The sequence below is a fragment of the Geobacter sp. AOG1 genome, from assembly GCF_019972315.1.
Taxonomy (GTDB): Bacteria; Desulfobacterota; Desulfuromonadia; order Geobacterales; family Geobacteraceae; genus Geomobilimonas.
In genome coordinates this window covers 1229677-1247563 of sequence record NZ_BLIZ01000001.1, presented here as the reverse complement: position 1 = coordinate 1247563, position 17887 = coordinate 1229677, and the positions used below count along the sequence as shown (strand labels likewise).

The 17887-nt window shown below is 58.3% G+C and carries 15 protein-coding genes; 1 reads left to right on the top strand and 14 read right to left on the bottom strand.

The features are described 5' to 3' along the window. Positions 1–288 precede the first annotated feature (288 nt). The 5 genes from LDN04_RS05670 to LDN04_RS05650 all read right to left on the bottom strand — a co-directional run bounded on the left by LDN04_RS05670 (position 289) and on the right by LDN04_RS05650 (position 6230). Positions 289–1536, bottom strand: a complete 1248-nt coding sequence (locus LDN04_RS05670) for a M48 family metallopeptidase (protein ID WP_223907460.1) — start codon at positions 1534–1536, stop codon at positions 289–291. 171 nt (positions 1537–1707) lie between these two features. Beyond that, positions 1708–2085 (bottom strand): hypothetical protein, encoded by a 378-nt coding sequence (locus tag LDN04_RS05665; protein WP_223907457.1) that lies wholly within the window; start codon positions 2083–2085, stop codon positions 1708–1710. A gap of 417 nt (positions 2086–2502) precedes the next feature. After that, entirely contained in the window at positions 2503–3864 is a 1362-nt protein-coding gene (locus LDN04_RS05660; RefSeq protein ID WP_223907454.1) for a DEAD/DEAH box helicase, read from the bottom strand. Positions 3865–4172: 308 nt separating this feature from the next. Continuing rightward, positions 4173–5342, bottom strand: a complete 1170-nt coding sequence (locus LDN04_RS05655; RefSeq protein WP_223907451.1) for an ATP-binding protein — start codon at positions 5340–5342, stop codon at positions 4173–4175. 93 nt (positions 5343–5435) lie between these two features. Beyond that, positions 5436–6230: a DNA-binding protein gene (locus LDN04_RS05650; protein ID WP_223907449.1), complete on the bottom strand. Its 795-nt coding sequence runs from the start codon at positions 6228–6230 to the stop codon at positions 5436–5438. 369 nt (positions 6231–6599) lie between these two features. Between LDN04_RS05650 and LDN04_RS05645 the strand changes: the two genes are divergently transcribed. Beyond that, positions 6600–6866 (top strand): hypothetical protein, encoded by a 267-nt coding sequence (locus tag LDN04_RS05645; RefSeq protein WP_223907447.1) that lies wholly within the window; start codon positions 6600–6602, stop codon positions 6864–6866. A 66-nt stretch (positions 6867–6932) separates the two neighbouring features. Here LDN04_RS05645 and LDN04_RS05640 read toward each other — a convergent pair whose 3' ends face one another. The 9 genes from LDN04_RS05640 to nifV all read right to left on the bottom strand — a co-directional run bounded on the left by LDN04_RS05640 (position 6933) and on the right by nifV (position 17386). After that, complete coding sequence (locus LDN04_RS05640; RefSeq protein WP_223907444.1) at positions 6933–7730, bottom strand: NAD(+)--dinitrogen-reductase ADP-D-ribosyltransferase; 798 nt, start codon at positions 7728–7730, stop codon at positions 6933–6935. A 73-nt stretch (positions 7731–7803) separates the two neighbouring features. Continuing rightward, complete coding sequence (locus tag LDN04_RS05635) at positions 7804–8133, bottom strand: NifB/NifX family molybdenum-iron cluster-binding protein (protein WP_223907440.1); 330 nt, start codon at positions 8131–8133, stop codon at positions 7804–7806. A gap of 77 nt (positions 8134–8210) precedes the next feature. Continuing rightward, entirely contained in the window at positions 8211–8474 is a 264-nt protein-coding gene (gene fdxB / locus LDN04_RS05630) for a ferredoxin III, nif-specific (protein WP_214173572.1), read from the bottom strand. Positions 8475–8546: 72 nt separating this feature from the next. Then, the gene (gene nifX / locus LDN04_RS05625; protein WP_223907435.1) at positions 8547–8936 is read right to left on the bottom strand and encodes a nitrogen fixation protein NifX; all 390 of its coding nucleotides are present in this window, start codon (positions 8934–8936) and stop codon (positions 8547–8549) included. 185 nt (positions 8937–9121) lie between these two features. After that, a complete protein-coding gene (locus LDN04_RS05620) occupies positions 9122–11878 on the bottom strand; it encodes a bifunctional nitrogenase iron-molybdenum cofactor biosynthesis protein NifEN (RefSeq protein ID WP_223907432.1) in 2757 nt (918 codons plus the stop codon). A gap of 157 nt (positions 11879–12035) precedes the next feature. Then, on the bottom strand, positions 12036–13505 hold the full coding sequence (nifK, locus tag LDN04_RS05615; RefSeq protein WP_223907430.1) for a nitrogenase molybdenum-iron protein subunit beta: 1470 nt from the start codon (positions 13503–13505) through the stop codon (positions 12036–12038). 183 nt (positions 13506–13688) lie between these two features. Continuing rightward, the gene (nifD, locus tag LDN04_RS05610) at positions 13689–15128 is read right to left on the bottom strand and encodes a nitrogenase molybdenum-iron protein alpha chain (RefSeq protein WP_223907428.1); all 1440 of its coding nucleotides are present in this window, start codon (positions 15126–15128) and stop codon (positions 13689–13691) included. Positions 15129–15201: 73 nt separating this feature from the next. Continuing rightward, the gene (gene nifH / locus LDN04_RS05605) at positions 15202–16071 is read right to left on the bottom strand and encodes a nitrogenase iron protein (RefSeq protein ID WP_223907426.1); all 870 of its coding nucleotides are present in this window, start codon (positions 16069–16071) and stop codon (positions 15202–15204) included. A 169-nt stretch (positions 16072–16240) separates the two neighbouring features. After that, complete coding sequence (gene nifV / locus LDN04_RS05600; protein ID WP_223907424.1) at positions 16241–17386, bottom strand: homocitrate synthase; 1146 nt, start codon at positions 17384–17386, stop codon at positions 16241–16243. Positions 17387–17887 lie beyond the last annotated feature (501 nt).

Below are 17887 nucleotides of genomic sequence, written 5' to 3'. Positions count from 1 at the left end.
CGCTGGAGAGCCATACAAGACTCGAACCTTCAAAATGCCTTATCCCTCTTCTCGCAACGTGGTCGTATATTCGTGCATTCGGTCGCAAGTACCCAATTGACAGCTCTTTTAAGGAGCGCACAATGATGACGTCAGTGGCCCCGGATGTCGGGGCCATTTCCGTAACTTTAAACAGCCCCTCAAATGCGTATAGCTTGTGGGGCTGTTTTTTTCATTCGGTGTAGTTTTCCTGCACGAGTTGTTCTTTGCGAGCTTTGCGCCTTTGCATGAGTAAATGCCGTTATTGATTCATTCGACCGGTGTGGGTGCATCCCGCAGCCGCTGCACCCGCTCCACTACCGGGGGATGGGAATAGTAGAACCAGGCGAAGATGGGATGGGGATGGAGGTTGGCGAGGTTTTCCGCGGACAGCTTGATGAGGGCGGAGGCGAGCGCCTCCGGTCGGCCGGAGAGCTCCATGGCGTACCGGTCCGCCTCCCATTCGTGGCGACGGGAGAGCCAGCTGAAGAAGGGGGTAAGGGGAAAGGCAGCCGGCGACCCGAGGAAGGCAAGGATCGTCAGCTGGGCTGCAAATGAGCCGCCATCCATGCCGAGCAGACCGGGGAGACCACCCCACCCCAGCAGCCACCACGCCACGTAACAGACAAGGAGTGCCCCCACCTCGGTCATCACCAGCTGTTTCCAGATGTGTCCCTTCTTCCAGTGGCCGATCTCGTGGGCGAGCACTGCCAGGATCTCCTGGTGGGTCATCTGCCGGATGAGGGTGTCGTAGAGCACTATCCGCTTCACCCGGCCAATGCCGGTGAAGTAGGCGTTGGAATGCTGGCTCCTCTTCGATGCGTCCACCTGCATGACTCGGCTCACCGTGAGTCCGGCCCGTTCTGCCATGGCGCGGATTTCATCTTCCAGTCCCGCCTCCTTCACCGGCTCGAACTTGTTGAACAACGGCTCGATGACGTAGGGAGAGAGGTACATGAGGAAGAGGGACACGGCGGCAAGAAACCCCCAGACCAAGAGCCACCACCACGCAGGGCTCCAGCGGACCAGGGCCAGCGCTCCTGCTGCCAGGCCGCCGAGCAGAATCACGGTGATGGCAGCCCCTTTCAAGAGATCGGCGAACCAGAGACGAGGAGTGGTGGTGTTGAATCCGTAGCGGGCTTCGAGCCGGAAGGTCCGGTAGAGATCGAAGGGGATGCCCAGCAGGGTCTGGGCAAGGGTAATCAGAAGGAAGAAGAGGACTCCGCCGCCGATGAACGAAGGGGCAAGTGAAGCGACCCATCGGTCATAAAGGGGAAGGAGCCCCCCGAACAGGAAGAGGAGCAGCAAGAGGTTGTCAATAATCGATTCCAGCAGCCCGACCCGGCTCTGGTCCAGAGTATAGGCGACGGTCCGGCGCAGTGTCTCACCGTCGATGATTCCCTCGAAGCCAGGGGGAATCTGGTTGCCGTGGGCACGCAGGTGCCGCAGGTTGAGGGCGCGGAGGAGGTAACCGCTGGCGGTGATCAGCAGAAAGGCAATCAGGATGAAGACAGTCATGCCGGCATCATACACGAAACGGCATTCCGCGCAAAGTGCGATTGTACGGCTTGATTCGACATAGCGGGCAGTGGAGGAGAGATCAGGGGGGGGGAAAGGATCCGAGAGATACCACGTCAGGTTGTGAGATAGTTCATGCGGCACTACGTTGTGGTGTGCAAGCGCTTCGTTTCACGGATAGTCCGAGTCGTTCCTCCGGCTCTCCTGCGCCCCGGCGAGTAGTGCGGTGATCTTCTGGGCAAACAGTGATTCGACAAAGGCCAGCATCAGCGAGATGACTGCATAGACCGCCGTGACCTGGGACAGCCGTGGCGCCCCTTCAGCAAGGGGGGTGCCTTCGACGACCTTCGCCATCACGAGGGCAAGGACGGCAAAGCAAAAATGTCGATGCATCCAGAGCTTTTTGTCAGCCAGCAGTTCCCGGAGCGGCTCCCTCTCCCCCATTTCCAGATGGTTCTGAAACGACAGCCAATCTCCATAGATCCGCGGAAATGACAGGGAGAGCAAAATGACTGTTATCACGAGCATCATGGCAGACAAAAAATCCATGGCAACCTCCGAAAATTGCGCACGTCGTTGTTCTCCACCAAAATGCATAACAAAAGCCAGACACGACCTTCATTAAAATTATAATCTCCTAAAACAAAAACAGCTGTAATTTTGACATATTGCACAATTAGTCATAATTCATATTAATATATATTTAAACTGCAATGCTATCGCGTGCTTTCAGTCGGCAATACTGCGCGAAATAACCGTTAGCAATTAACTCGCATAACGATCAACAGGCGGTATATTATGTTTTATCGGCGGGTTATACGTACCCTGCAACATGACGAGAAATTCGATATATACGCTAAATAACCAAACACAGCATCCGACCAAACAGCCAACGTGTACAAAAAAAACGCCCCCTCCCGTTCGGAAGGGGGCGCCAATGAGTCACATCAGGGTTGTGCGTGCTAACTAGATGACCCGCCGGCCAGAACGACCGGAGCCACTGCCCCGATGCTCCACCACTACCGGTGACTGTTCGCGGCGCGGGGCACCCCATTTCTTAATGCGGGACTTGCCTGCAGCCTCGCCCTTTCCCTGCTCGCTACGCTGACCACCTGCGGAAAACTTGCCCGGTTTCCGGCCAGGACCGCGCGAGTCGCCGCGGGGACCATTGCCGGTCCGGGCACGCAGCGGCCGGGTCGGCTCAAGGCCGGGGATGACGTGCTGGGGGAGCGATTTGCCGATGAAGCGCTCGATCTTTTCCAGGTAGTGGATCTCGTTGAGAGAGGCAAAGGAGATGGCGATGCCGCTGGCGCCTGCCCGGCCGGTACGACCGATGCGATGGACGTAGTCTTCGGCAAATTTCGGCAGGTCGAAATTGATGACATGGCTGACCCCCGTAACATCCAGTCCCCGCGCCGCCACGTCGGTGGCAACCAGCAGTCGGACCTTGCCCCGCTTCATGTTGGTAATGGTGCGATTGCGCGCCCCCTGGGTCATGTCGCCGTGGAGGGCGGCAGTAGAATGCCCCTGGGCATGGAGCTCGCTTGCCAGTTGGTCGGCCGCAACCTTGGTGGCAGAGAAGATGATCGCCCGAGTGAGGTCCGGATCGGAGATGAGATGCTGGAGCAGGCGGTTCTTATGCTGCAGACTGTCAGCAACGTGGAGCCGCTGCTCTATGGTGTCGTGGGTGATCTGCTTGGGAGCGATCTCGATCCGCACCGGTTCGCGCAAAAGACGCTGGGCCAGACCTGCCATGGTCTTGTCCATGGTCGCCGTGAAGAGGAGGGTCTGACGATCGGCGGGGGCAGCGGCGGCAATCCGGTCAACGTCCTCGCTGAACCCCATGTCGAGCATCCGGTCCGCCTCATCGAGCACCAGCACCTCAAGCCGGTTCAGGGTAATGCTCCCCCGCTCCAGGTGGTCGATGAGCCGACCTGGTGTTGCCACTACGATGTCGAGGGGCTGGGAGAGAAGGCGGAGTTGCTCACGATAGGGCATCCCGCCGAGGATGGCGGCACTCCTGACGCGCATGAATTTGCCATAGGTGCGGACCGCGTCGGTAACCTGGTTGGCCAGCTCACGGGTCGGTGTCAGGACCAGTATCCGGGGCCCACGCCCCTTAAGCAAGGAAGGCTCGGACAGGCGATTGAGGGCAGGAAGCACGAAGGCCGCCGTTTTCCCGGTACCCGTCTGGGCAGTGGCCATGAGGTCGTGACCGGCAAGGGCCTTGGGAATGGCCTGCTCCTGGATCGGAGTAGGGTCGGTGTAACCGCACGAGGTAACGGCCTTGAGAATGGCGGAAGAAAGCTGCAGATCTGCAAACGACATGGATATCCTTTTCATTGGCTGGCGGAGGCATGCGAGGGCCGTGGGACCAAACGGATGATCCACAGACGTAAACGGCGACAACACAGGGACGACCGACTTTGATTCATCGTCGCCAACCGTGTGTCGTACGCTGTTTCAGGGGAGATAGCCGAAAACAGAGAGGGGGGTTAGTGAGCGATGCAGCGGGGGCGGCATGGTGACTGCAAGCCGCCGGGCTGGAAACAAGCAAGCTTCGTACTATAGAGGCATTTCTTTACGATTGCAAGCTTTTTATTCTGGAGGTGCGCCGAAACGGTTAGCCCTGCTCATCATGACAGGGAATGTTCCTTCGGGAGGGTGAGACAAAAGGTGGTGCCATAGGGCTCGCGGCTGGAAAAATGGACCTTCCCTCCCAGGTAGCGCTCGCCGAACAGCTTGATGCTGTAAGTGCCGATCCCACGCCCCACTTCAGCCTTGGTGCTGAAGGAACGCTGGAATATCTGCAACTGCGTTTCCTGGGGAATGACCCCCGGGTTATGCACACAGAGCGTTATGGTGTCGGGTCCCGTCTCTGCGGAAATCGTCACGTCCTCCCCCGCAGCGGTCGCCTCCAGGGCATTTTTCACCATATTGCCGAGGATTCGGCGCAGGATGGCCCTGTCGCTGACGATGTGACATTCCGGCACCGTCCCGAGCAGCAGGTTCCTCCCCGATGCAATGTCATGGTTGACATAGAGGGTCTGGATCTCGCGCAACAGTTCCGGCACCGACAGGACCTTGAGAGTCGGGCGGAACTCCCCCTTTTCCGCAGCCACCAGTTCCTGCTGGTGGGTGATCTCATCCACCAGCTGCTGCGCCAGATTCACCATCCAGCGACGGTATTCGCCATCCTGCTCGGGGGTGAGAATGTCCCCCCGGGCGAGAACTTCGGCCAGACCGCGAATGCCACCGGCAGTATTGATGATGTCGTGGAAAAAGACCCGCTCCAGCACATCACGCCGCTTCTCGGCACTGATGTCCCGCATTGAAAATACGGTCAGCCGCATGTCCCCAACCTGCAGGGGTGTTGCCGTCACCTCCAGATCAAGGCTGGCGGACCTTTCGGCATCCATGGTAATCCGGCACTCCTGGGTCGAGGAATGCTCCTGCTGCTGGCTTTGCAGGATGGCCATTACCGCGCCGCACCCTGCACAATGCCTCCCCGTGCCGCATCCTCCCGGCCCTTCATCTGCGTGGATACAGTTTATCGCCTCTCCCGGCCGCTTGCCGACCAAGGCGTCCGGGTCGTTGATGCCGAAGGCGGCCAGCAGCCTGCCATTGACGGCCAGCACCTGCCGCTCCTCGTTGAGGACAACTCCATAGGCAGGCATCGTTTCCAGAATAAGAGAAATGGTCTCTTCCACGAGTATCCGGGACCGGGCACCCCGCACCTCTTCAGGGAGAGCCCTCCGTACCGGGGCAAACGGGATTGCTGCCGTTTTCTCAGACGTGGTAAACATCAACTACTCCTGTCACGCTCAATTCGGGAAGTTCCGCGGATGGGGCCCGACACCCTCGAAAGCAGACACGAAGTCCACACGGGGAAACCCCGATTATTTCTGGATCGTCGCTTCTTCCATAATTACGTCGTACTTGTAGCCGCTGCCAAAATCCTTATCCTTGTAAAGGGTACCCTGCATGGTCACCACATCCCCCACCCCAGGCAACTCCTGGGAAGTGATCACAAGGTTGTGGGTCCCCTTTTTCCGACTGCCACTACCGTCCTGCAGATGGATCCAGTTTTTCCCCATGATGCCGCCCGACACCTTGACCACCTTGCCCCTCACCACGACCTTCTTTCTGTCCAGTTTTGCCTTGTTCTTGTAGATATCGCCAACGGTGTACGCATTGGCGCCGGCAGCTTTCTCCACCTTGACCGTTTCGGCCGAACCGACTATCGCCCCTTTGCTCCCGGGAGATTTATCTCCGATACCTGTGTCGCCACCTTTCTTGTCCAGCTGGGTGTTGCAGAAAACAATCCGGTCGAAGCTCCGCTTGAGGGTCTTGCTGGTGAAGTTCCCCATCTCCGTACCCGATGCACAGCTAACCTCCTGGCCGACCTTTACGGGGGTTTCCGGCACGGCGACCCAAGTTTTCGTCCCGTTGCTTTCCAGATTAATATAAGTATACCCGCCGCTGTTCATGGTTTCGACGATCTTCCCCGAGACGGCGCCATCCCCTTTGCCTTCCGGAGCGGGGTGGCCCGCCGCTGGCGCAACCGAAGCCGGACCAGAGGCTGCAGGCTGGGGGGCGGCTATGCCGGTCGGGACATTACCCTCGGCCGCCACTCCCAGAGTGGGTAGAACCAGCAACCAGGCAAAGGAAATGGATTTCAGAAACTGTTTCATCGCATGACTCCTGTAAACGTAAAGTAATGTGCTACACGGCGCCAACCTTGAGTCGGCGTTACGAGACTACCCTTTTTTCGAAAAATGTACAAGCATGATTGGCGTATGACGGGCCGCTTTGTCACCGGCTGTGTTACGGGAAAGAGTCAGTCCGGATACTGGGGCAACGTTACGTCCAGCCCCTCCAAAAGTGGCGAACTTGCGGAGAAACGATGTGACGTATGCTCTTCCCCTAGACACCACTGGTGATTAATCAGGCAGCGAAAGGGCAAAACCACTGTCATGGCGGCCGAAGACACGGCCTGCAAGCTGTTTCAGGTGCTGGCATGTTCCGTGTAAGGAATTTATAGCATGTTAAAGGAGACGGTTATGGCACGAGTAATTGACGGAGTAGCATACCTGACGGTTGACGAAGCGGCGGAAAGGCTTGCAACGACACCCACCCGGCTGTTGATGCTGATGAAGGGAAAGTTTGTCAGCGGCGTACTGGCGGAGGGAGAATGGCTGGTCACCGCCGATTCCGTTGCCAACTGGGCCGTCAGCGGACATGAAATGAAGCTGGAGAAGGGGTGCGCCGGCTGCCGCTCCTCGTCAGAGGGGTGCGCATGCCCTGGCGACGCGCCGGACCGGCAGTGACCACCCTGCCGGGAAAGAGCCCGTAAGAGGTCGTTTCCGGCAACAGAGCGACGTTCACGAATCCAATCAAACGGTGCACATGACCCGCCGCACCCGATACTCTCCGCCGATCACCAGAAATTCCCCTTCGCCCTTCAGGATGCTGTTGGGGAGGAGTCCATTGAAGAAGAATATCTTGGCCAGCGGCGCCTTGATCTCCCAGACGGTATCGCCGAACTCCCAGGCCCGTTCCTCGTCCGAGGTGAACGACACCAGGTTGTTCAGCCGGACGATCTGCAGCCGCCTCCCCTCATTTTCCAGGAGTTCGTAATCATCGGCATCATTGGTGCCGCGGTAAAGGGTTATGTGCCCATCAGCCGGATAGAGGCTGGCGAGTTCGAACTGACAGTATTCGTAGAGGAGATCGAGCTGGGAGTTGATGGCATTGGTACGGGCGCTTCCCTTCATCCGGTCGTAGGCGAAAAGCTGGTATTCTTCGCTCAAGATGCCGGGAATCCGCACCTTGTGAAACGTCGGCGGCAGACCGAGCCGGCTTTCCACCCATCCCTTGAGCACGGCCCCTTCGACGGAGTTGGCATCCATCATCCACCCCCGGAGAAACCGGAGATAGCTGTTCCTGATGCTCTTGCGGGCGGTTGCCGTCCCCTGACATTCCCACTGATGGAGCTGGAACTTGACCGACATGTAGTCGTTGAAGATTTCGGCACGCTGCTCCAGGGTTGGGACGGAAACCAGCTTCTCGAAAAGAAAGCGGTTCGCCTGGCGAACTCCCTGAATTTCCAGCGGTTGCGGGTGATCGTTGAAGTGGCGCGAGGCAATGACCCACGGGGGAAGGTTACAAAGGTTGAATGGGGAAGTGGTCATGGGCCATCACCTCGTTGTGATCACGTAGGTACAGCTGTGTGCGCCCTTGTCGTGTAAATCCAGGTGTCTGCTCCTACAGAATTTTCGACAATTCCAGCAGCGTCGTTCTGATGGACCCGTCGGCCACGAAGGTGTCGAGGCCGAGCCGCTCCATCTCCATCTGTGGCCCCTGGCCGATCTGGGCGCAGACCAGCGCCCGGCATCCCTTCAGGGCATCGGCAATCTCCTGGAGGATGTGGGCACGCAGGGGATGATCCTGGTCATAGGTACAGTAGCGCTGCACCTTCCGTTCATCCACCAGCTTCGCGTCACTCCCCTCGACCTCGTAAATCAGGAACCGTTCGGCATGGCCGAAATGCTGGTTGATCTCTTTTCCATCTTTGGAAGCAACTGCAATCAGCATGGAATACCTCCTTTAACAGGGACCGGGGACCGGGGAAAATCTTCCAAAATACCGGTCCCTGGTCCCCGGTTCCGGCTTTACAATACCACCGGTTCGAAGGTGAAGCACTTCTTCGAGCACGTCCTTCCGCATGCCTGGCAACCGATGCAGTTGCCGGGGTTCTCCACTTTCATGAACATCTTTGCCGAATCATCCTCGTCCAGTTCCTCGAACGCCAGCACGTCATGGACGCAGACCTTGAAGCAGCGGCCACAGCCGATACAGGTTTCCTCATCGATCGCCACGATGAACTGGGGAGTGTACTCGGTCTTGTCTCTTCTCAATCCGGTAATGTAAGCCATGGTTCTATCCTCCGTTGTTAGTGGGGGCGGGAGACGGGGGCCGGAAAACAGCCCGTGCCCCCGGACACCCGTTTAATCTTCTTCGTCAAACGCCGGGGTGGTGCCTTTATGCATCGCCTTCCGCAGCCACGGCGGCGGGTTCCCCTTCAGCACTTCCTGCAACTTGCCGACGATCTCGGCCACCGGTACCTCGGCGTTGGTCTTCATCGGGTGGATTTTCTGTGCCACCAGCTTTGCCGCCGCCGGCCCGCCGATAGCCATGGTATAGACGATGGCGCAGCCGCCGAGGATATGCGCCCGCGCGGCGATCTTGTCCTCCTCGTCCTGGCCATGCGCTCCCACCTTGAGCACCTCCTGGAAGCTCGCCTCATCCGGCCCGATCTCCCAGATGTGAAACTCCGTCGACATGCCGAAGTGCTGGTCGATCATCTCGCCGGTCTTGCTGGTAAATGCAATTCTCATGATCTCATCCACCTTTCTCGAAACGTAAGAAAGCAAATAACTACAGAGTACTCAGAGGTTCACAAAAGAGGCATGTGCAGACCGGAAGGACAACTGATTTCAGGAAGGCATCAACATTAGCAGGTCACTGACTTGCTTCCCTTTGAAATCCTCTGTGCCCTCTGTGGTAAAAAAAGATTTTACGTTCAGTTGTGCGCCAGTTTCTGCGCTTCCTTCGCATTGGCCTGGAAAATAGTGGCCAGTTCGAAAACCAGGTTCATGGTCCCCTGGTATCCCACCCACATCTTCTGGTGGGCACCGAGACGGTCGAACACCGGCAGGCCGGTGCGCAGGTGCGCCTTGATCCCCAGTTTTGCCGCCGCCTGTCTTCCGTTGGAATTGGCCACCAACAGGTCGGCGCCCTGTGCGACATCCTCCAGGTCCTCCAGATCGCCGACGAAGAGGTTATCCACCGGCAGCTGGTCCAGCCCCCGGGTCCGGGTGGCGGCAATGGCGGCCTGGATATGGCAGCCGAGACCGGCGAGAAAAGTGGTCATCCCCTTCAGGTGATCGGCCTCCAGTGCCAGGGAGACCTTCTTCAGGCCGAACTGGTAGTGACAGTCGACCATGGCATCCATAAGGCGGCTCCGCCAGCGGCGGAAGCGTTCCGGTACCGGCCTGCCGGAGATGGCGGCAAGGACCGTCATCAGCAGGTCGCACTCGGCCAGGCCAGTGATGGAGGTAAAACCGTAGGCCGGAATGGCGAATTTCTTCTGCAGCTCCCCCGCCGCCTCGGCCAGGGAATCGCCGAAGTAGAGGGTCGCTACGCTCCGCCCCGCAAGGCGAATCCGTTCCACCGACACGCCCCCCACGGAGAGGGCCGATACGGTTTCGTCGATATGACCGTCCAGTGCGTTGGATATGTCCGGAATCACCAGTGGATCGAGCCCGAAGGCCTCGCAACTCTCCTTGATCTCCTCCACCTCGGCCGGGGTCAGCTGGCAGCCGGGGATAATGGTGATCTGATTGGCGATGGTCTCCCCACCCTCGGGAACGGCGGAAACGATCGCCGTCACCGCCGCCGCGTATCCTTCCTGCATGGAGCCGCAGTAGTCGGGGGTCGATGCCCAGATTACCGGCACCCCGTCATGCTCCGGATGCTCCTGGCGGAACTGGACGATGGCGCTTCGCACGTCGTCCCCCATGGTCTCGGTGAGCCCCGAGGTCATGACGCCGACCACCCGGGGCCTGAATTTTTCCATGACCCGGCCAAGCCCCTTCTTCAGGTTTTCCCAGCCGCCGAAGATGGCGGTATCCTCGCTCATGCTCGTGGAGTTAAGCGCGATGGACTCCTTGAAGTGCCGGGAAAGCTGCAGCCGGATAAAGGTGGAACATCCCTGGGCACCATGGAGCAACCCGAGCATCTGGTCGATTCCCAGGTAAGCCAGGGTGGCACCCAAGGCCGGGGAGTTCTTCTGCGGGTTCACCGTGGCGTTTTTGACCGGCACCTTGACCCGGGAGACCCTCGTATCCTCCGTATCGAGCCGTGCCGCCAACCCTGCCGTCCGGAGGATATCCGCTTCCCGCGCATGCTCGCTCTTTTCCCACGGCGCCTTGCCGTTGAGCACCGGCCAGATGGGATTGTTCACCGTCAAATCCAGCTGTTTCGCAAAGGTGACCATCCCTTCGTACCCCGCGTAGGGGTGAGAACGGCCATGGTTGATGTCGAGAAACGGTGTCCTGGTCTTCAGCGCCAGAAACTTCGTCTTGCCGCCGGCCACGATCAGGTCCGGCATCTTGTCGTACATGACCGTCAGGAGCCCGGCGGTGCTGGTATCCTCTATGATCCGGGCATCCTGGTGCATCAGCGACTTCATCCGGTAGAAGTCTTCCAGGGTCGAATTCTGGGTGCCGGCGGCGAGGATCTCCACCCCCAGCTCGGCCAGGGCGTTGACCATGGACCAGGTCTTGACCCCGCCGGTGAAGAGTACCGCCCGCTTTCCGGCCAGCCGCGCCCTGTAGGGGGCAAGCCGTTCCCGGCAGCGGGGCTCTTCTTCTTCCAGCAGCTTCTCAACCCGATCCTGCATCACCCGCTTTTCCAGCCCTCCGACGATATCGTCCAGCTCCCGGGCGATATCCCGCAGCGCCTTGGCGGTGTCGGTCATGCCGTAGAACGACCCCTCCAGATAAGGCATGCCATAGGTCTTCTGCATCTTCTTGGCAAGATTGGTAAGGCTCTTGGAGCAGATGATCACGTTCAGCTTGGCCCGGTGGGCGTAGCGTAGATCATCGAACCTGGCGTCGCCGCTGAAGCAGGAGAGAATGCGGATCCCGAGCTTGTCGAAGAGCGGCAACATCCCCCACAGGTCACCGGCGATGTTGTACTCGCCGATCAGGTTGATATCGTAATCGGTGGTGAATGCCGGCTCGGCAGTGCCGATGACGTGCTTGAACAGTACTTCGCCTGCCAGCCGGTTGCCGATGTTCTTGTCGCCGATGAAGCCGGGGGTGTTGACCGGGATCACCGGGATGGATACCTTCTGCGCCGCCGCCTTGCAGACCGCTTCGATGTCGTCGCCGGTCATGGCGGTCACGCAGGTTGCGTAAACGAAAATTGCCTTCGCCTCGGGATAGCGCCCCGCCAGTTCCTGGATCGCCTTGTAGAGCTTCTTTTCGCCGCCGAAGATCACGTCGTTCTGCAGCATTTCGGTAGTAAAGCCGCGGCGGTAAAGCTGGGAATCGCTGGAACGGGCGCCCCGGTTGTCCCAGGAGTTGCCGGCGCAGGCAATGGGGCCGTGCACCAGGTGGATGACATCGGTAATCGGCATCAGCACCACGCGGGCGCCGTCATAGGCACAGGAGCGCTCGGTCCCTTCTCCCGGCTCCGATTTCTTGCAGAATTTGGGGGCACCGGCGTCGTGGGTTTCACAATCGGTTGTATCGTACCAGTCGGGCTTCGCCATGGGGCACCTCGATTCGGTTCAGGGAAAAAGTGGATTACATGGGACATCGCTGCCGCCATGTAATCCCATTGGAAGGAGGTCCAACATTTCTGCAGCATGGGGAACCGACCCAGACTACACCTTGAAAAACGCTCCGCGGGGCAGGGCCGCACGGAGATCAGCGCATCATCTCGAAGAACCGATCTTCACAAGTCTCATCCGTAATATCGATGAACTTGTTGCAGATGGTCGAGAGCATGTTGGTCACGCCCTGGTAGCCGACCAGCGGAACACGGTGGAGATTGACCCGGTCGAAGACCGGAAAGCCGAAGCGGAAAAGCGGAATCTTGGCATCGCGGGCCGCGAACTTGCCGTGGGTCTCGCCGATCATGGCGTCCACAGGATCGGTCATGATGAGGCTCCGCAGGTGCCAGAGGTCCTTGTTCATGTAGATTTTGCCTTCCTTGCCGTACATGGAGGCATCGAGCAGGGCCTGGATCTCCTTCTCCAGCTTCTTGGTCCCCTTGGAGCAGAGGATGTGATAGGGAACAGCCCCCATCTCCAGGAGGAAGGAAACGTAACCCAGCAGGTAGTCAGGGTCACCGTAGACAGCGAACTTCTTGCCGTGGATGTACTGGTGGGCATCGGTCATGAGGTCTAGTGCCCGGCCCCGCTCTGCCTTGAGCGACTCGGGAACCGGCTTGCCAAAGAGCTCGGAGATCTTCATCAGGAATGCGTCGGTCTTGGTGATACCGAACGGGGTCGGCATTGCCACATGCTTGCCGGCATAGTTATCCTTGATCCAAGTGAAGGTCTTGGCCGTTGCATAGGGACCCAGGGTAATGGTCGCCTTGCCGTTGATGGAATCAGCCGCGTCGTCCAGTTTGGTGCCGCCGGGATAGATCCGGTAATGACCGTCCAAAGGGGAGTCGAAGGTTTCGGAGATATCAGCCAGCAAGGTATAGGGTATGCCGAACTCTTTCAGTATCCGCTTGTACTCGCGGTAGTTGCCGGTGTTGGCGTCGAAACCGGCGATCAGGTTCAATTTACCGGTACAACGCCCTTCAACCGCTTTCCCTTCCGTCAGGGTCTGCAGGATGGAGAGAAGCATGGCATCATACCCGTGGATATGGGAACCGTTGAAGCTCGGGGTGTTGGCGTAAGGAAGCGGAAAGTCCTGTGGCACGCACCCCTTGTTCTTGGCATTTTTGATGAAAGCGGTAAGGTCGTCGCCGATGATCTCCGGCATGCAGGAGGTGAAGATCGGCATCATCTTCGGCTTGTAGAGCGCATAGGCGTTTTCCAGGGCCTCGTGCAGGTTGTTCTGACCACCGAACACCGCACCGTCCTCGGTCATGGAATCGGAGACTGCCGGGGCCGGTTCACGGAAGTGACGGTTCATGGTGGAACGGTAGTAGGAGGCACACCCTTGTGAACCATGCACAAAGGGGAGGCTCCCTTCGAAGCCGTGGGCGGCCAGCTCGGCGCCGAGCGGCTGACAGGCATGGGCCGGGTTGATGACAAGTGAGGTCCGGGCAAAGTTCTTGTCCTTGTATTCTTCGGTGTTGATCCAGGCCGCGACCCGCTCGACCTCCTCCACGGGGGTCTCGGTCACCGGCTTCACTGCAAGGCCTAAGTTGTTAGCCATGATATTTCTCCTTTGGGCGAGAGACTCATCCGTCACATCGCCTAATTTTGTTGTACCTTTCGGCGTCCGATTTTGAGGTCAGGTCGGTGGCTTCCGAGGAAGAGCGTGGAGGCTAGCAGCGCTAGGCCGCACAAGCGATGACGAAGGAAACACCGAGATGGCCCAAAAGCGGGCGCCGTCTACCTAGAACGGTGCCTTGACCAGAGACCAGGTCGGGCTATTGATCGCCATATCCACATCTCTGGCAAACGTCGGGAACCCCTTGTAACCATGGTACGGACCGGAGTAATCCCAGCTGTGCATCTGCCGGAAAGGGATCCCCATCTTCTGGAACAGGTACTTTTCCTTGATGCCGCTGCCGATCAGGTCGGGCTTCAGGGTGTCGGCAAACTGTTCGAATTCGTACTCGGTGATGTCATCGTAAATGACGGTAGCCTCCGGCATTTCCGGGGAGGTCCGCTCATAATCGTCGCCATGGGCAAACTCGTAGCCGGAGCCGACCACTGCCATCCCCAGGTCCTCGTAGGCATTGACCGTGTGCCGGGGGCGCAGCCCGCCGACGTAGAGCATGACCTTCTTCCTCTCCAGACGCGGCTTGTACTCGTCGATCACCGCCTGCATGAGCGGATCGTACTTGGCAATGACCGCCTCCACTTTCTCCTTGATGGTGTCGTCGAACAGCTCGGCCAGCTTGCGCAGGCTGTTGCGGATCTTGGTCGGACCGAAGAAATTGAGCTCGATCCAGGGGATGCCGTACTTCTCTTCCATCACCTTGCACATATAGTTCATGGAGCGGTAGCAATGGATGACGTTGAGTTTTACCTGATGGGTGGCGGCGATTTTCTCCATCTCGCCATCCCCGGTCCAGACAGACTTGACGTTGAAACCGCACTCTTCCAGCAGCGGTTTCGTCGACCAGGCGTCGCCGCCGATGTTGTACTCGCCGATCAGTGCGATGTCGTACGGCCCGATCGGTTCGGGGAACTCGCGGGTCTCGATGATGTAGTCACGAATCGTATCGTTACTGATGTGATGACCGAGCGACTGGGAAACGCCGCGAAAGCCTTCGCAGTTGCAGGGGATGATCGGGATGTCGAGCTCCTTGGCAGAGGCCTTGGCCACCGAATTGATATCGTCGCCGATCAGACCAACCGGGCATTCGGAGAGGACCGAGATCCCCTTGGCGAGCGGGAAGAGTTCCTTGGCTTCCTGGAGCAACGTCTTGAGCTTCTTGTCGCCGCCGTAGACGATATCCTTTTCCTGGAAGTCGGAAGTGAACTGCATGGCGAACTGATCCACCCCGTTGATCCCGGACATCAGGTTACGCCGGGTCCCCCATGAGTAATAGCCGCAGCCGACCGGTCCGTGGGAAACATGCACCATGTCGCGGATAGGGCCCCAAACGACCCCTTTGGCACCGGCATAGGCGCAACCGCGGGCGCTCATCACGCCGGGGATGGTCTTACGGTTGGACTTGACGCAGGCCCCTTCGCCTTCATTGGGGGCCAGGTGGGGTACCCGCTTCTTCTTGGCCTTGTCCGGGTAAATCTCCAGGGCCCTGTCGATCATCTCCTGGGTCGATTCCTTGGTAATTCCTTCTACTTTCTTTATCTCAGTGGACATAATTCGCTCCTTGGATTTCTTATAGGCCTCATAGGTCCTATAGGTTCGTATAGGACCTATGAAGCCGAAGTTCTCATCTCGCTGCAGCTTCCGCTACGCCGACGACCGCTTCATCCTCCGCCTCCATGATGCCGTATTCCATCAGGAGGTCTTCCAGCTCTTCCATCTCCAGCGGGGTCGGCACCACCAGCATCTTGTTGTTCTGGATCTTTTCCGCCAGGGTGCGGTATTCCTGTGCCTGCGGATGCTCGGGCGAGTATTCGATAACGGTCATTCTGCGCATTTCGGCGCGCTGGACCTGATTGTCGCGAGGGACGAAGTGGATCATCTGGGTGCCGAGCTTCGCGGCCAGGGCGCTGACCAGTTCGAACTCCTTGTCAGTCTTGCGGGCGTTGCAGATCAGGCCGCCGAGACGGACCTTGCCAGAAGAGGCGTACTTGAGGATACCCTTAGCGATGTTATTGGCCGCGTACATGGCCATCATCTCGCCGGAACAGACGATGTAGATCTCCTCCGCCTTCCCTTCGCGGATCGGCATGGCGAACCCGCCGCAGACGACGTCACCGAGAACGTCGTAGAAGACGAAATCGAGGTCATCGGTATAGGCACCGTTTTCTTCCAGGAAGTTGATGGCGGTGATGACGCCGCGGCCAGCGCAGCCAACACCCGGCTCCGGGCCACCGGACTCGACGCACTTGGTGTCGCCGTAACCGACCTTCAAAACGTCCTCCAGTTCCAGGTCCTCGACGGTACCACGCTCGCGCACCAGGTCCATAACCGTGGACTGCGCCTTGGCGTGAAGGATCAAGCGAGTGGAGTCGGCCTTTGGGTCACAGCCGACGATCATGACCTTCTTGCCGAGGTATGCGAGTCCCGCCACCGTGTTCTGGGTTGTGGTTGATTTGCCGATGCCGCCTTTGCCGTAAATCGCGATCTGTCTCATTGTCCTGCTCCTTTCGTCCACCAATCCGTGGACCGCACGTGAATTTTCGGGGCACCCCAAAGATGCCCCCTGTGATTATTGGCGGCGCCTTTGCCGGTGAAGTCTGCTCCCGATAGTCGGTGGGAAGCTTTTTGTGTCTCCGTCTGCGGAGAGAGCCAGTTGCGATACGTCAAACCGCGAGAGAAAAGGTGGAAGTGCCTGCATAGAGCCGGAAAAGGTCGCGGTCGCTGAGCGCTCTCTTGTTGTTCTGGGCGATGGTACGAACGTGGGAGAGAAGCCGTTCGGCCTCCCCGCGGGCAACCGTGATCCCCATCTTCCGGTACCGTTCGATCAGGCCATGCACCCCCGAGTGTTTCCCCACCACGATATGGCGGGACAACCCCACCTCGCCCGGATCGAACCCTTCATAATTTCGGGGATCCTTGAGCACGCCGTCGGCATGGAGCCCCGACTCATGGGAAAAGACCTTTTCCCCCACAACTGCCTTCCAGTCGGGGACCGGCCGATGGGAAGCGCGGCCGACCAAACGGGAAATTTCCCGAAACCGGTGCGTGTCGATTCCCGGATCGATACCGCATGCGAGCTTGAGCCCCATCACCACCTCTTCCAATGCAGCATTGCCGGCCCGTTCTCCCAAACCGTTGACCGTGGTGTTGACGAAACGGGCACCCCCCTTTATTCCCGCGATGGCGTTGGCGGTTGCCATCCCCAGATCGTTATGGGTGTGCACTTCAATCGCGAGTTCCGGCACCTCCTGCCGGAGGGACCTCACCTTTTCGTACATGGTAAACGGTTCGAGGATGCCGAGGGTGTCGCAGAAGCGGAAGCGATCGGCTCCATGTTCCCGGGCGATGTGCATCAATTCCATGAGAAACTCCATGTCGGCACGACTTGCATCCTCTCCACCGATCGACACGTAGAGCCCGTGCTTCTTGGCAAACCCGAGGGAAGTTACCAGCTGTTCCTTGACCCACTCCCGGTTCTTGCGTAACTTGTGTTCGATCATGATATCCGACACTGACAGCGAAATGTCTACCGCCTCCACGCCACAGGCCAGACTCGCTTCAATATCGGCCTTGACTGCCCGATTCCAGGTGATCAGCCGTGCGTTCAGTCCAAGGTCGACCAATGCCCGGATTGAACTCTGTTCATCCGCCCCCATCGCCGGAATGCCGCACTCCAGTTCCTGGACTCCCATTCCATCGAGCATCCGAGCGATGGCAATTTTTTCTGCCCTACTGAACACCACGCCAGCTGTCTGCTCGCCATCCCGCAAGGTCGTATCGTCAATGATGATGTCGGTTCCGATGTCCATGGTTTTCTCCCGTCACAAAAAAAACGCCCAAGGGATCATTCCCAAGGGCGTCATTGCCATTTGCGAGGTTGCTATACCATCTTTAAGCACAAGTTGTGCCACACCATATCACTCTGTATTTACACGTAAAAATTTGGTGCACAGGCAAATATGCCTATTTTGTCAGCAACAACAGAGAAAGCGTGCCGGAAATTTCGTCTGAACCAACGGACAGGTAATTATTGACTCCAAAATTGGCAGTCCATGGCAAAGCGGGATGGGCACGAAACCATGCAGGAAGAGCGACGGGGTGAATTGCAGAGACAAAAAAGCCCTTCCGCATGAGCGGAAGGGCTGCATTTTGTGGCCCCTACCGACTTTTAACAACATATATAAAACTTATTATTATAGCTAGTTACATTTACCAGAAATAAGTAATGCCCCCAAATAGGCCCCTAAAACTACTTATCAGCACACCGGCCAGAGAAAGTTTATGGCTAATCTCTGGTAAGTAGTGGAATG

Bases quoted from the DNA above. Each gene is read 5' to 3' on its own strand.
- LDN04_RS05670 (WP_223907460.1), bottom strand. From the start codon at position 1,536: ATGACTGTCTTCATCCTGATTGCCTTTCTGCTGATCACCGCCAGCGGT.
- LDN04_RS05665 (WP_223907457.1), bottom strand. From the start codon at position 2,085: ATGGATTTTTTGTCTGCCATGATGCTCGTGATAACAGTCATTTTGCTC.
- LDN04_RS05660 (WP_223907454.1), bottom strand. From the start codon at position 3,864: ATGTCGTTTGCAGATCTGCAGCTTTCTTCCGCCATTCTCAAGGCCGTT.
- LDN04_RS05655 (WP_223907451.1), bottom strand. From the start codon at position 5,342: ATGTTTACCACGTCTGAGAAAACGGCAGCAATCCCGTTTGCCCCGGTA.
- LDN04_RS05650 (WP_223907449.1), bottom strand. From the start codon at position 6,230: ATGAAACAGTTTCTGAAATCCATTTCCTTTGCCTGGTTGCTGGTTCTA.
- LDN04_RS05645 (WP_223907447.1), top strand. From the start codon at position 6,600: ATGGCACGAGTAATTGACGGAGTAGCATACCTGACGGTTGACGAAGCG.
- LDN04_RS05640 (WP_223907444.1), bottom strand. From the start codon at position 7,730: ATGACCACTTCCCCATTCAACCTTTGTAACCTTCCCCCGTGGGTCATT.
- LDN04_RS05635 (WP_223907440.1), bottom strand. From the start codon at position 8,133: ATGCTGATTGCAGTTGCTTCCAAAGATGGAAAAGAGATCAACCAGCAT.
- fdxB (WP_214173572.1), bottom strand. From the start codon at position 8,474: ATGGCTTACATTACCGGATTGAGAAGAGACAAGACCGAGTACACTCCC.
- nifX (WP_223907435.1), bottom strand. From the start codon at position 8,936: ATGAGAATTGCATTTACCAGCAAGACCGGCGAGATGATCGACCAGCAC.
- LDN04_RS05620 (WP_223907432.1), bottom strand. From the start codon at position 11,878: ATGGCGAAGCCCGACTGGTACGATACAACCGATTGTGAAACCCACGAC.
- nifK (WP_223907430.1), bottom strand. From the start codon at position 13,505: ATGGCTAACAACTTAGGCCTTGCAGTGAAGCCGGTGACCGAGACCCCC.
- nifD (WP_223907428.1), bottom strand. From the start codon at position 15,128: ATGTCCACTGAGATAAAGAAAGTAGAAGGAATTACCAAGGAATCGACC.
- nifH (WP_223907426.1), bottom strand. From the start codon at position 16,071: ATGAGACAGATCGCGATTTACGGCAAAGGCGGCATCGGCAAATCAACC.
- nifV (WP_223907424.1), bottom strand. From the start codon at position 17,386: ATGGACATCGGAACCGACATCATCATTGACGATACGACCTTGCGGGAT.